This is a genomic window from Pseudomonas chlororaphis subsp. piscium (assembly GCF_003850345.1).
Classification (GTDB): Bacteria; Pseudomonadota; Gammaproteobacteria; order Pseudomonadales; family Pseudomonadaceae; genus Aquipseudomonas; species Aquipseudomonas piscium.
Map to the genome: position 1 here is coordinate 769,024 of NZ_CP027707.1, position 13,469 is coordinate 782,492.

12 protein-coding genes are annotated in these 13,469 nt (G+C 65.7%); 8 read left to right on the top strand and 4 right to left on the bottom strand.

Annotation, left to right across the window (positions count from 1 at the left end; all coding sequences use genetic code 11):
• Positions 1-54: 54 nt before the first annotated feature.
• The 6 genes from pbpC (at position 55) to C4K38_RS03465 (ending at position 6,931) form a co-directional block, all read left to right on the top strand.
• Positions 55-2,409, top strand: a complete 2,355-nt coding sequence (gene pbpC, locus C4K38_RS03440; RefSeq protein ID WP_172833160.1) for a peptidoglycan glycosyltransferase PbpC — start codon at positions 55-57, stop codon at positions 2,407-2,409.
• A 66-nt stretch (positions 2,410-2,475) separates the two neighbouring features.
• A complete protein-coding gene (locus C4K38_RS03445; protein WP_009041990.1) occupies positions 2,476-2,778 on the top strand; it encodes a MazG-like family protein in 303 nt (100 codons plus the stop codon).
• On the top strand, positions 2,778-3,527 hold the full coding sequence (locus tag C4K38_RS03450) for a methyltransferase (RefSeq protein ID WP_053277280.1): 750 nt from the start codon (positions 2,778-2,780) through the stop codon (positions 3,525-3,527). Before C4K38_RS03445 ends, C4K38_RS03450 begins: the two co-directional genes overlap by 1 nt.
• A 12-nt stretch (positions 3,528-3,539) precedes the next feature.
• Positions 3,540-4,151 (top strand): DUF4136 domain-containing protein, encoded by a 612-nt coding sequence (locus C4K38_RS03455; protein WP_053277281.1) that lies wholly within the window; start codon positions 3,540-3,542, stop codon positions 4,149-4,151.
• 129 nt (positions 4,152-4,280) lie between these two features.
• On the top strand, positions 4,281-4,838 hold the full coding sequence (locus C4K38_RS03460) for a DUF4136 domain-containing protein (RefSeq protein WP_053277282.1): 558 nt from the start codon (positions 4,281-4,283) through the stop codon (positions 4,836-4,838).
• A gap of 167 nt (positions 4,839-5,005) precedes the next feature.
• Entirely contained in the window at positions 5,006-6,931 is a 1,926-nt protein-coding gene (locus tag C4K38_RS03465) for a TadG family pilus assembly protein (protein WP_053277283.1), read from the top strand.
• Here the strand turns inward: C4K38_RS03465 and C4K38_RS03470 are convergent.
• Together C4K38_RS03470 and C4K38_RS03475 are read right to left on the bottom strand one after the other, a co-directional pair.
• Positions 6,916-9,684 carry a PAS domain-containing sensor histidine kinase gene (locus C4K38_RS03470; RefSeq protein WP_053277284.1) on the bottom strand — a complete coding sequence of 923 codons (2,769 nt, stop codon included), beginning with the start codon at positions 9,682-9,684 and terminating at the stop codon, positions 6,916-6,918. The two genes, C4K38_RS03465 and C4K38_RS03470, sit on opposite strands and share 16 nt — an antisense overlap.
• Complete coding sequence (locus tag C4K38_RS03475; RefSeq protein ID WP_053277285.1) at positions 9,681-10,127, bottom strand: TadE/TadG family type IV pilus assembly protein; 447 nt, start codon at positions 10,125-10,127, stop codon at positions 9,681-9,683. The genes C4K38_RS03470 and C4K38_RS03475 overlap by 4 nt, the downstream gene beginning before the upstream one ends.
• A 75-nt stretch (positions 10,128-10,202) precedes the next feature.
• On the opposite strand from C4K38_RS03475, the gene C4K38_RS03480 reads away from it, so the two are divergent.
• Together C4K38_RS03480 and C4K38_RS03485 are read left to right on the top strand one after the other, a co-directional pair.
• A complete protein-coding gene (locus tag C4K38_RS03480; protein ID WP_053277286.1) occupies positions 10,203-10,673 on the top strand; it encodes a prepilin peptidase in 471 nt (156 codons plus the stop codon).
• A gap of 124 nt (positions 10,674-10,797) precedes the next feature.
• Complete coding sequence (locus tag C4K38_RS03485) at positions 10,798-11,589, top strand: response regulator transcription factor (protein ID WP_053277287.1); 792 nt, start codon at positions 10,798-10,800, stop codon at positions 11,587-11,589.
• A 95-nt stretch (positions 11,590-11,684) separates the two neighbouring features.
• Here C4K38_RS03485 and C4K38_RS03490 read toward each other — a convergent pair whose 3' ends face one another.
• Together C4K38_RS03490 and C4K38_RS03495 are read right to left on the bottom strand one after the other, a co-directional pair.
• On the bottom strand, positions 11,685-12,572 hold the full coding sequence (locus C4K38_RS03490; RefSeq protein ID WP_053277288.1) for a type II secretion system F family protein: 888 nt from the start codon (positions 12,570-12,572) through the stop codon (positions 11,685-11,687).
• Between the two features lies 1 nt (position 12,573).
• Complete coding sequence (locus C4K38_RS03495; protein ID WP_053277289.1) at positions 12,574-13,458, bottom strand: type II secretion system F family protein; 885 nt, start codon at positions 13,456-13,458, stop codon at positions 12,574-12,576.
• Between the last annotated feature and the right edge of the window lie 11 nt (positions 13,459-13,469).

Genomic DNA, 13,469 nt, shown 5'->3' on the forward strand with positions numbered 1-13,469 from the left:
TCGCGCCTGCGCAGTTTCTGGTGGCGAATATCCGGCCAGGCCAGGTCGCCCGACTTGCCATCGGCGCAACCGGGCGGCCGCCGTGGCTGGCGAATCCTGCGGATCGTGCTGGGCGGTCTGTTGCTGCTGTGGGTCGCGCTCTGGCTGGCCGACCGCATCTGGCCGCTGCCGCTGCCCAAGGATGACCTGGCGCGGGTGGTGCTGGCCGAGGATGGCACGCCACTGTGGCGGTTTGCCGATGCCAATGGCGTCTGGCGTTATCCGGTGCGCACCGACGAAGTCTCGCCCTATTACCTGGACGCGCTGCTGACCTACGAAGACCGCTGGTTCTACAGCCATCCCGGGGTCAACCCGATGGCGCTGGCGCGCGCTGCCTGGCAGAACCTCACCGGCGGGCGGGTGCTGTCCGGCGGCAGCACCCTGTCGATGCAGGTGGCGCGCCTACTCGACCCGCATTCGCGGACCTGGCACGGCAAGTTGCTCCAGCTGTGGCGCACCGCGCAGCTGGAATGGCACCTGAGCAAGCAACAGATCCTCACGCTCTACCTCAACCGCGCGCCGTTCGGCGGCACCCTGCAAGGGGTGGCCGCGGCCAGTTGGGCTTATCTGGGCAAGTCGCCGCAGCACCTGACCCACGCCGAAGCCGCGCTGCTGGCGGTGCTGCCCCAGGCGCCGAGCCGGCTGCGCCCGGACCGGCATGCCGCGCGGGCACAGGCGGCCCGGGACAAGGTGCTGCAACGCCTGGCGCAGTTCCAGGTCTGGCCGCAGTCGGCGGTGGACGAAGCCTCGCAGGAACCCCTGTTGCTGGCGCCGCGCCTGGAGCCGAGCCTGGCGCCCTTGCTCGCGCGTCGGTTGAACCATCCGGACAGCCCGCCGCTGATCCGCACCACCCTGGACGCCAACCTGCAACGGCGCCTGGAGGACCTGCTGCTGGGCTGGCGCGCGCGCCTGCCGGAACACACCTCGGCGGCGATTCTGGTGGTCGAGGCGCAGAGCATGGCCGTGCGGGCCTACCTGGGCTCGGTGGATATCAACGACGCGCGGCGCTTCGGCCATGTGGACATGATCAGCGCCATGCGCTCGCCGGGCTCGACCCTCAAGCCCTTCCTCTATGGCATGGCGCTGGATGCCGGGCTGATCCATTCCGAATCACTGCTGCAAGACGTGCCACGGCGTTATGGCGACTACCGGCCGGGCAACTTCTCCATGGGCTTCAGCGGCGCGGTGTCGGCCAGCACGGCCCTGGCCACCTCGCTGAACCTGCCGGCGGTGCAACTGCTGGAAGCCTACGGGCCGAAACGTTTTGCCGCCGAGATGCGCATCGGCGGCATGCCCCTGACCCTGCCGGCGCTGGCCGAGCCGAACCTGGCGCTGATTCTCGGCGGCGCCGGCAGCCGCCTGGAGGACCTGGTCAGCGGCTACAGCGCCTTCGCCCGTGGCGGCAAGAGCGCCAACATCCGCCTGCAACCGGACGATGAGTTGCGCGAGCGGCCCTTGCTGTCCCCCGGTTCGGCGTGGATCGTGCGGCGCATTCTCAGCGGTCAGGCGCGCCCGGACCGCGACCCGCGGGCCGAGCTGGTGCAGCGCCCGGTGCTGGCCTGGAAGACCGGCACCAGTTACGGCTTTCGCGACGCCTGGGCGATTGGCGTCGGGCCGCGCTACCTGATCGGCATCTGGATCGGCCGCCCGGACGGCACCCCGGTGCCGGGGCAGTTCGGCCTGGCCTCGGCGGCGCCCTTGATGCTGCAAGTGCACGATGTGCTGATCAACCGCGACAGCCAGCGCGGCATCAGCGCGCCGGTGCAGCCGGTGCCGATGAATGTCGGGGTGGCGGCGATCTGTTGGCCACTGGGCCAGCCCATGAGCCGCAGCGATCCGAACTGCCGCCGCCAGCGTTTCGCCTGGACCCTGGACGGCACCACGCCGCCGACCTTGCAGGCGGCGGATCAACCCTTGGGCGTCGGCCTGCTGGAAAAAGTCTGGGTCAATGCCAGGGGCCTGCGGGTCGACGCCAAGTGCCCCGGGGCGCAGGCGCGGGATATCGCGCTGTGGCCGGCGCCGCTGGAGCCCTGGCTGCCACGCATCGAACGGCGTGAAGCGCGCCTGCCGGCCAACGACCCGGAGTGCCCGGGGCCGGCCCTGGCGGCGGCCGCGCCTTTGTCCATCGTCGGCGTGCGCGAGGGCGATCGGCTGCGCCGCCCGGCGGCCAGCCAGGAACTGCTGCGGCTCAAGCTGTCGGCCCTGGGCGGCAGCGGCCGGCGCTGGTGGTTCGTCAACGGCGAGCCGCTGGGCGAGAGTGCCAACCAGGACAGCATCAACGCCAGCTTCGAACGCTTGGGGCCCTATCAACTGAGCGTGCTGGACGAAGGCGGGCAGACGGCGCGGGTCGAGTTCAGCGTTATCGATTGAGGGGAGGGTGCGGGCCTTGCCTTCATTCGCCATCCCCCCGAAGCTATACGCCTTCAGGAGACCCCGATGAACCTAGACGAACTGACCCAACGCCTGCACGCCATTCGCGACCGCAATGACTGGCGGCAATTTCACAGCCCGAAGAACCTCGCCATGGCCGCCAGTGTGGAGATGGCCGAGCTGGTGGAAATCTTCCAGTGGCTGAGCGAAGACCAGTCGCGGCAACTGCCGGCCGACAAGCTGGCCCACGCCGGCCAGGAGGTCGGTGACATCGTGCTGTACCTGTTGCTGCTGTGCAGTGAACTGGGGCTGGACCTGGAGCAGGTGGTGCGCAGCAAGCTGGCCGACAGCGAACGGCGGTTCAGCTGATGAGCGACCGTCATTTCGACCAGCTGGCGACCCGTTTCGCGGAAAAGATCTACGGCGGCGCCAAGGGCGCGATCCGCCTGGCGGTGCTCCAGGCCGACCTGGCCGAAGCCTTGCCGGACCGGCCGCTGCGGGTGCTGGATATCGGCGCCGGGCTGGGGCACATGTCGTTGTGGCTGGCCCAGCGTGGCCATCAGGTGACCCTGGCCGAACCGGCCGAACCGATGCTCGAAGGCGCCCGCCAGCGCTTCGCCGAGGCCGGCCAGCAGGCGACCTTTATCCAGGCGCCCTGGCAAGACCTGCTGGGCCAGCTCACCGAGCCCTATGACCTGGTGCTGTGCCATGCGGTGCTGGAATGGCTGGCCGAGCCCCACGCGATCCTGCCGGTGCTGCATCAACTGACCACTCAGGACGGCTGGCTGTCGCTGGCCTTCTACAACCGCGATGCGCTGATCTATCGCAACCTGCTCAAGGGCCACTTTCGCAAGATGCGCAAGAACGACATGGCCGGCGAGAAGCAGAGCCTGACCCCGCAACAGCCCCTTGATCCACGGGAACTGGCCGCGCAACTCGACGGCTTGTGGCAGGTCGAAACACAGAGCGGGGTACGGGTTTTCCATGACTACATGCCAGTGGAGTTCCAGGCCCGCGCCGAGTTGCTGGATCTGTTGGAAATGGAGTTGGCCCATCGTCGTCACCCAAGCTTTGCCGGGCTTGGGCGTTACCTGCACTGGATTTGCCGTCCGGTCTGAGCGGAGCCCGAAATGAAACGCCACGCTGGTTTGCTTGTGATGTCCCTGGGGCTGGCGGCCTGCCAGAGCCCCAACCCCTATGTCGCCAGTTCCAATCCGTTGCCGCCGGCACCTGCGCAGGCGGCCGGCACCTTCGACCGCAGCGCCTATCCGGCGCCCCAGCGCGACTATGGCCGCTATCGCAACTGGGCCTGGCGCGACGGGCGCCTGCCCAACGGCTCGGCCTGGGCCGATTCGGCGCAGGTCGCCGAGGCGGTCAGCAACGCCCTTGACCAGCGCGGCCTGCGCCCGCTGCACGACAATCGCCCGGCGGACCTGTGGGTCAGCGCCGACCTGCACCTGGAAAAGCGCCTGCGCCAGGTGCAGGACGACTACGGCTACGGTTACGGAGGTTATGGCTACAACCGCTACGGCCCCGGCTACGGCATGTACAACACAGTGCCGGTGGTGCGTACCTACGAGGTGGAAGTCGTGGTGGTACGGGTCAACCTGTTCGACGGCGGCAGTGGCCAGCCGGTGTGGAGCGCCAGCGCGGAAACCTCGAGCCAGGGCAGCCTGAGCGAGCGCGCCGATGCGTTGCGCGAGGCTGTGGAAAAGGCCATGGCGGCGTATCCTCCTAGTTAGGTTCTGTACGGAAAGTGGCTGCACGCTGGGCTGGGTTAAAAACAGGCTTGCCTGACCTTCGCCCGCCGACTTTTCGTACAGACCCTAGCGACATCCCTTCAGGTGCATTTGCTCTTCTGGAGACACATCATGTTCCGCCCTCTTGCTTCACTGGCCCTGGCCGCGCTGCTCAGCGCCTGCGCCGCCAACCAGGTCAACCATGACTTCGATGCCAGTCGCGACTTCGCGGCCTATCGCAGCTGGAGTTTCAAGGAACCCGCCCTGCAGTACCGCCCCGACGATCCGCGGATCAAGAGTGACCTGACCGAACAGCGCATCCGCCAGGCGGTCAGCGATCAGCTGGACCAGCGCGGCCTGCGTCCGGCTGCGGCGGGCAAAAAGGCTGATCTCAACGTTCAGACTTACCTGATCGTCGAGAACCGCCAGCAGCAGGTCACTACCAATTACGGCGGCGGCTGGGGTGGCCCGTGGAACGGCTACTGGGGCGCGCCGATGTACAACGAAACCCGCAACATCACCTACAAGGTCGCCACCATCCAGATCGACCTGCTCGATGGCAAGGACGGCAAGCTGGTGTGGCGTGGCAGCGACGAGCAGATACTCAGCAGCACGCCGAACCCCGCCGATCGCAGCACGGCGATCAGGGAGACCGTCGGCCGGATCCTGGCGAACTATCCGCCCAAGTAAGCCGCTGCATTCCGTCACGGGGCGAGGGCTGCACGGCCCTCGCCCCTACACGGCAGATTCCCCAGACACAGCGCTGGCAAGTCGCCAGCGTTGTGTTCCAGCCTTGACTACACTCCTTTCACCCAGCGGAGGTTGCGCCCGGCAGTGCGCCGGCAAAGGAGTGCTCCATGTTTTCCCGCACGCAGTTTTCCGGACCGGCTCGGCAGCGTGGCGCTATTGGTCTGATAGGGGCGTTGGCGTTGGGCACGGCGGTGTTGTGCACGCTGGTGGTGGTCGACAGCGGACGCCTGTACCTGGATCAGCGTGAGTTGCAGCGGGTGGCCGATAACGCTGCATTGGAGGCGGTGGCGCGGGGTGGCAATTGCCAGGCGGGGCTCAGCGCGGCGGCATTCGCCAGAGAAAGCGCGGCGCGCAACGGCTTTGCGGTGGGAGACGACAGACCGCTGACAGCCACCTGTGGCTCGCTACGGACCGGTGCCGACAACCTGCGCACCTTCAGCCCCAACGCCAGCCAGGCCAGCGCCATCCGGGTGGTGGTCAGTGAAAGGGTGCCCACCAGCATTGCCCTCGGTGTAACCAATCTGTTTTCCGACAATCCCGTCAGCACCACGACCTCGTTGAGTGCCACGGCGGTGGCGGCTCAGCCCAAGCCGCCGCTGGCGCAATTGACGATTCGCAGCACGCTGGCCGATCTCAACCTGTTGAACGGCGCCCTCAGCGGCCTCGCGGGTAGCGCGATCAATGTCAGCCTGCTCGGTTGGCAAGGCCTGGTCGATACCGATATCAGCCTGTTGAGTTACCTGAATCAGCTGGCCATCGACCTGAATGTGAGCGCCGGAAACTACAGTGAACTGCTCGACGTCGATACCGACGTCACCCAACTGCTCCAGACCAGCATCGCCGTGGCCCAGAAGAACGGCGCCACCGCGGAGGTCCTGACGGCCCTGGGCAGTATCAAGGCGGCGGCCATCAATACCGTTCCGGTGAAGCTGGGTGAGCTGTTGAAGCTGCAGACCGGCACCGCGGACTCCGGGCTGGATGCCAACGTCCAGCTGCTGAGCCTGGTCGAGGCGTTCCTGCAACTGGCCAGCAGCCAGAGCGCCGCGGCTGTCACGCTGCCGGTGAGTGTGTTGGGGCTGGCGGGCGTCACCACCCGGGTCAAGATTGTGTCACCTCCCGAGTTCGCCATCGGCAACCCGGAACTGGCCGCCGCCGACCCGCTGGGGCCCAATCGCATCTATGTGCGTACCGCCCAGGTGCGTGCGTTGCTGACGGTGGATCTCTCGCTGATCAACAGCGTGTTGCAGGCAGTGAATGCCCTGCTGTCGCCGGTGGTGGTCACGCTCAATACGGTGCTCAGCGCCAATCTCAGCTGTGTGCTCGGTGGTCCCTGTGTAAAGACCGACCTGATGATCCTGCCGAACGGCGCGAACCTGGATGTCAGCCTCGAAGTGGCGGCTGGCGACAGTCATGTCACCGGCTATACCTGCGTCAGCGACAGCGACAACAGCCTTTCCGTCGACACCACCACCTCCGCGGTCAAGCTCAAGGTCGGTCGGGTGGACGCCAGCAACTGGGCGTCTTCGACCGCTCAGGTCAGCGTGAGCCCCTTGCCGCTGGTGGATATCGGCGCGAGGACCTGCCAGGGGCTGTTTGGCCCTTGCGGGGCGCGCGTCTCGTTTGCCGGCGGCGGCAGCGAGGTGATGATCGACACCTCGATCGCCGGCACCCACGAGCCGAATTTCACCTTCGTCAACCCACCGAAAATGAAGCAGGAACTGGCGGACGACGATTGGCACAGCGTGATCGCATCCAATGTGGTCAGCAGCCTGCGCGCGTCGCTGACCGGGATCTCGCTGATTCAGCATCCGCCCACCATCGGCAGTCTGCTCGGCGTGGTGCTCAATACCTTGCTGACGGCATTGAACAGCGTGGTCAGCCTGCTGGCCACGGCCATCGGTGCCTTGCTTGGCCCGTTGCTGGACCCGCTGTTGAACAATGTCCTGGCGGTGCTGGGCATCGATCTGGGTAAGGTCGAGGTTGGCGCCAACCTCACCTGCGGCCAGACCGGCCGGGCTTATCTGGTGATCTGATCGCTCTGTACCAACGGCAGTTCGATGCAGAAACAGGCGCCTGCGTCGGTGTTGCTGACGCTCAGGCGTCCGCCCATGTTCTCGACTATGCCGTAGCTCACCGAGAGCCCGAGCCCGGTGCCCACGCCGACCGGCTTGGTGGTAAAGAAGGGTTCGAAGATGCGCCCCAGCAGGCGCGGGTCGATGCCGCCGGCATTGTCTTCGACCAGCAGCCGCATCCACTTCGGGTCATGCTCGGCGCGTATCGCGATCCAGGGCCGCCAGTCCGGATCCTGCTCGCGCCGGCCGAGCAGCGCATCCCGGGCATTGACCAGCAGGTTGATCAAGACTTGCTCAAGCTGATCGACATGGCCGCGGACCTGCACGTTGAAGTCGATTGGCGCGATACGCAACTCCACGCCCTTGCCCCGCATGCCGTCGGCCAGCAGCGACAGGCAGCCTTCCACCGCCTGGGTCGGGTCGAAAGGTTGTTGCTCGATTTCCGAGCTGCGGCCAAACACCCGCATATGGTCCACCACCCGGGCGGCCCGCTGGACCTGGGCATCGATGCGCTTGAGCTTGTCCTGCAGGTAGTCGAGTTGCACGTCGCCGTTGTTCAGGCGCTTGAGCACGTTGGCGATGGCCATGCGCATGACATTCAGCGGCTGGTTGATTTCATGGGCCAGCCCGGTAGCCATTTCACCCAGGGTGGCCATCTTCGCGCTTTGCATCAGTTGCAGCTGGGAGCGCCGGACTTCGGTGTTGTCGCGGCCGACGGCCTGGATCTCCCGCAGGCGCCCTTGCGCGTCGAACACCCCACGGTCGGACCAGACCCACCAGGCATGTTCGCGCCCCGGCAGTTGCAGGTTGATTTCCGCGGTGCTGACCGGAAATTCCGGGGTCAGCTGGCGGATGCGTTGCACGAAGGCAGTGTGTTGTTCGGCGGACAGCCAGTCACCGAGGTTGGCCCCGGCCAGTTGTTCGGGCGGGCATTCCAGGTAGGTCGCCAGGGGCCGGTTGCCGAAGGTCAGGGTCAGGTCGGGCAGGTAGCGACAGATCATCGCCGGGGAGTCTTCCACCAGGATCCGGTAGCGCTCCTCGCTGAGTCTTATCTGCTCGGCGGCCAGGGTGGCGTCGGTGACGTCCAGCCACAGGCCGACGGCCTCGACCGGCATGCCCAGGTCGTCGCGCAGCAGCCTGGCTTCGTCGAGTACCCAGTGGTATTCGCCACGGCTGTCGAGCAGGCGATAGCGGCTGCGTACCGCGCCTTCGCGCAGCAGTTGCCGGTTGCGCTCGAAGTAGCGGTCGCGGTCGTCAGCATGCACCCGTTCCGCCAGGGCGCCGTCTTTGCAGTCGTTCAGGGTCCAGCCGAGCAGCGGTTGCAGGCTGTCGCTGAAAAATGTCGGCTGCAGCGCGCCCTCGACATAGCGCTGGACATAGATCACCGCCGGCGAATGGGCGATCAGGTTGTCCAGCCGGGCATGGGCCGCGGCCGCCTGTTGTTCCTGGTTCTTGATGTCGCTGATGTCTAGCATGAAGCCGACAAAACGCTGGTTCTGGCCAATGCCCAAGGCCTGTCCCTGCAGGCGGTACCAGATGGCCGGCAACTGTGGGTCGGCCCGCTGCAAGCGTACGCAGAGCAGCAGGGGTTTGCCCTGTCGCAACTCCTGCAGGCGGCTGCTCAGCTCCTGGCGATCGGCGGGGTGGATCAGGGCCAGCCAGGCCTGCAGCGACAGGCGCCGGGTCTGTGGTTCCAGCAGCAGGTTCAGGGCCAATTGCGGTGCCAGCTGGATCTCGTTGTCCTGCGGGAACAGCTCCCACCAACCGGTGCCGAGCAAGCCTTGCAAGGCCTCCAGGCGCTCCAGCTGGTGATGGTGCTGTTGTTCGCGCAAGCGTCCGAGCAAGGGCCCGGCCAGGGCGGCGCTCAATTGCAGCCAATCCCGCTCGCTCAACTGCGGTGCCAGCTGGCGCACCGGGTAGAAGCCGCAGAGCAGCCAGGCCGCGACGCCGTGATCGTCGCGAAAGGGCACGACAAAACCCTCGCTGTTGCCGAATGCTCGTTGCAGGCGTGGATAGTCGCCGAGGCCTTGAGTGAAGGTCAGCGCTTGCGGGGTATTGCCGTTCAGGCTGTCCAGCCCGGTGCCCAGGACCTGGCCCTTGTGCCACAGCTGCGGTGCATCGGGCGCCTGATACACACCATGGATGTGCCAGCCCTGTTCCTGGTCGTCGAGCAGCGCCAGGGCGAGGCAGGGGATATGCCAGTGCTGGGCCAGGGCATGGAGTTGCTCATGCAGCACCTCGGGCAGGCGGAAGAGGCTGCACAGGCGCAGTTGCTCGCTGATCTGCGCGGCGAACTGCTGGCAATCCTGGCGTTGCTGCGCCTGCTGGCGTTCCAGCAACAGGTCGCCGATATCCAGCAGGTGCAGGAGCCAGCCTTGGGTGGAGGGTTGTACCCAGCCGCGCAGGTGCAGGGTTTGCCCGCCAGCGCCATGGAAGTCCAGGTCGAGTACGTGTCCCTGCCAGTCGCCAGGAGTGCCTTCGACACTCAGTGCGCTGTGCGCCAGCAGGTAATCCAGCAGTGGCACCGGCCCTTCGGCTGCCGGCGGCTGGGCCAGGGCGTGGCGCAGCGGGCCGGTCATTTGCAGCACCTGGGCGTTGTGGTCCAAGTGCACCAGCAGGCCGACCCCGGGCGTGGCCAGGGGCGGCGCGGGAGGAAGCGCCTGGGGCGTCGTCCGGCCGAGAAAACGCCCGAGGAGTTTGTCGCCCGAGTTCAAAATTGCAGACTCGACTGGGCGCTGAGGTTCGCTGGCAGGGCGGGCACGCTGCCCAGGCCCGGCAGCACGAGGAAGGGGATGACCTGTCTGAGCTTGTCGGTGGAGTAGTGGACCCGCACCGTGAGCAGGCCGCCCGCGTAAGTCACGCTGGCATCGCTGGCGCTGTTGGCGTCGAAGCCGAAGGCCTCCGGAATCCAGGTCAGTTGCTCGCGCAAGGTGTTCTTCGCGCGTGCGATCAGGGCGGCGTCATAACCGGGCATGGTGGGGTCCAGGGCGACGCTGCGCCGCACCGCTTCGGCAGTGGCCTTGTTGAAGGACTGCACCATCAAAAGCGGCACGCTGTAGCTGACCAGGCCATAAAACACGGCGAAAAAGATGATGAAGACCATGGCGAATTCGATGGCCACGGCACCTTTTTGTTTTTCAGGCAGGTTCACTTTCACGGCGGCGTCTACCCTGACTGCTAGTAGGTCATGTCAGCATAGAGTCATTCAGCCAGAAGGGATGTTTTTTAACCGATGCAGCATTGGATTCTATTGGCTTGGCTGGGGCTGTGTGCGGTGCAGGATATCCGCCAGCGCCATCTCGCCAACGGCTTGACCCTGGGGGTCGCGCTGCTGGCGCTGGGTTACTTGCTGTGGGCCGGCAACACCTGGCTGGGCGCCGACGCGATACAAGGGGGCAAGGCGCTGTTGCTGGCGTTGCTGCTGACCGTGCCGGGCTATGTACTGGGCCGGATGGGCGGCGGCGACGTGAAGCTCCTGGCGGCCCTGGGGCTGGCGTCCGACCCTTTGCACCTGTTGGGCACCTTCATCGGCGCCGCGTTGGCCAGCGGCCTGTGGTGGCTGCTCGCGCCCAGGCTGTTGCCCGCTGTCGACCAACCGCTGGCAAGGTCCTTGCGCCACCTCGATCCGCGGCAGGGGCAAACCTATGCCTTTGCCCCTTTTGTCCTTATCGGCATGGCCCTGACCCTGCTGTGGACCCGCTAGTCGTCGTGCCGCCTATCTCTATGTACATAGTCGGAAAGTAGTCTACGTTTATTCTGTACCTGCCCGAGGTGGACGCGGCAGGGCAGGAGCATTCGTCTTGGGCTTGCCAGGCATGGAGTTGCGCATGAACAAGCTTATATCCCGCATCAAAGTACTGGTGGTCGACGACCAGTCGCTGATAGTCGAAGAGCTTTGCGAGTTTCTTGAAGGCAGCGGTTATCGCTGTGTCCCTTGTGAATCCAGTCGTCAGGCGATCCAGCAGTTCAATGAAGATGCCGAAATCGGCCTGGTACTGTGCGACCTGCACATGCCCGATCTCGATGGCATCCAGTTGGTGCAGGAACTGCAGCGTATCGCCGGCAAGCATCGGGTCTTCGAGGCCATCATGCTCACCGGCCAGGCCGACAAGCAGGATGTGATCAAGGCCCTGCGCGCCGGCATCGCCGACTACTACCAGAAACCGATCGACCTCGATGAGCTGCTGGCTGGCCTGCAACGCCAGGAGGCGGCGTTGCAGGAGCGGCAGAAAAACCTGCAGCTGGGGCATCTGAACCAGAAGCTGCAGTTCCTTTCCGAATCCATCGACGACCTTTACCAGGACCTGGACAAAGTACGTCGCGCACCACTCGCATCACCGACGACACAGGCGTCGGACCAGGGCGGCGGCGAGGTGGAGCAGATCGAAATCCCGGCGATCTTCAGCCAGCTGTCGCCCCGGCAACTGGATGTGGCCCGCCTGGTAGGCAAGGGGCAGACCAACTACCAGATCGCCTGTGAACTGGGGATCACGGAAAACACCGTGAAGCTCTACGTGTCCCAGGTGCTGCGCCTGACCCATATGCACAACCGTACCCAGCTGGCGTTGGCACTGGCACCCAGCAACTCGGGGTTGCGCCAGCGCGTGACTGCACACTGACTTCTTCCAACGCGCAGCAAACCCCGGCACCGAGGGTTTGTTGCGTCCTGCATGCCGACTTTTGCCATTCAGTGTGAGCCGCTGCTTCCTTCTATCTATTGGGCGAAAGCCCGGGCAATGGCGCTGACCCCAGGTCCGGCGAGGACGATCAGTAACGCCGGGAAGAGAAACAGCATCATCACGACGGACATTTTCGCCGACATCTTCGAGATGTATTCCTGCAGGCGCGTCAGGCGCCGGTCATCGAGCAGCAGCTTGAGCGACTGCAACGACTTCATCGCCCCACCGCCCTGGTGGATCAGTTGTTGCAGGATCACGCAGGTGTCGGTGAACTCATCGACGGCCAGCAGCCGCGCGGACTTGTTCAGTTCTTCCCCCAGTTCCAGGCCGGAATCCACCCGGGCCAGCACCATGCGCAGCTCCTGGGTCAGGGCCGGCAGCAGTTTCTGCGCGTCCTTGCTCAACACCCGCAGGGCCTGTTCCACCGCCATGCCCGACTCGAACAGGATGCGCACCAGGGGAATGAAGGTGGAGATATCGACCGCCAGTTGTTTCTGCCGTCTGCTGGCGGCCATGGCCAACAGACGCTTGGGCAACAGGTAGCCGAGGCTCAGGGCGAACACCGGGGCGACCCAGTGGTTTTTCGCCGCCGGGAAAAACACCCCCTGGATTACCAGGGTCAGGCCCAGGGCGAGCACGGGTACGCCGATCTGGCAGGCGGCGAACAGTGAGCGTTGCCGCGCGCTGCGCCAGCCCAGGCGGTTGAGCAGCAACTGGGTTTCGTTGTCGAGCCTGACCGCATGCTGGCCGATCTTGCTGTCGCCCAGCACGTGCAGCCAGTTGCCCAGAGTGTTGTCGCGCGCCAGGTGCCCCTGCAGGCGTTCGGTCACCTGACGCGTTCGCCGACGCTGTTCCAGCCAACTGCTCAGCATCAGCAGCATGGCGGCGAGAAACAACAGTGCACTGATCAGCAAGGCTGTCATGTCAAACACTCCGCAGCATGCGCCAGAGCAGCGCGCAACCGACGACCTGCAAACCGAAGGCGAGCAGCAGCATCATCCGGCCCCCGCTCTGGTTCCACATGCTCATCAGGTAGGTCGGGTTGGCTATCAGGAAATAGCCGGCCAGTGACACCGGCAGGGCCGCGAGGACCATCGCGGTGACACGAGTTTCGCCGGTCATGGCGCGCAGTTGCCGGGCGGCCTGGTCGCGTTCGCGGATCAGCTTGATCAGGTTTTCCAGCAGCTCGCTGGCATTGCCGCCATAGCGGTGGTTGACCTTGAGCCCGAGGGCGAACAGACGCAGTTCATCGCGCTCGTACAGTTCGGCGAAGTCCGCCACCGCATCCGGCAGGTTGACCCCCAACAGCACGTTGCGCTGGACCCGGCCCATGGCGTGCTGCAACGGATTGTCGGCGGCCTCGATGCCGCCCAGCACCGCGTCGGCCAGGGTGCGTCCCGACTTGAGGCTGCGCACGGCATGGTCGAGCAATGGCGGCAGCTGTTCGATCATGCGCTTGAGGCGCCGCCGGTACAGCCAGCTGATATACAGGCGCAGCAGCAGCGGCGGTGCGACGAGCAGGGCGAGCAGCCCCGGCCATTTGCCCAGCCCATACCCGAGCAAGCAGCCCACCGCCCAGAGCACCAGCCATAGCCCCAGGCGTTCGGTGGGACGACCGAGGCCGGCGCGCAGAAAGGCCCTTTCGAGCCGGTACCAGGAGGTCTTTTCCACGCTCGGTTGCGGTTGCCCCTGGGCCAGGCGGTCGAGCACCCGGGCGGTGCGGGCCTGGCGCAGGCCGCTGTAGAACATCCAGCCCGACAGCCCCAGCAGGGTCAGGCACAGGAGGGCAAGCAGCACGGGACCTAGCATGCGATGGCGCT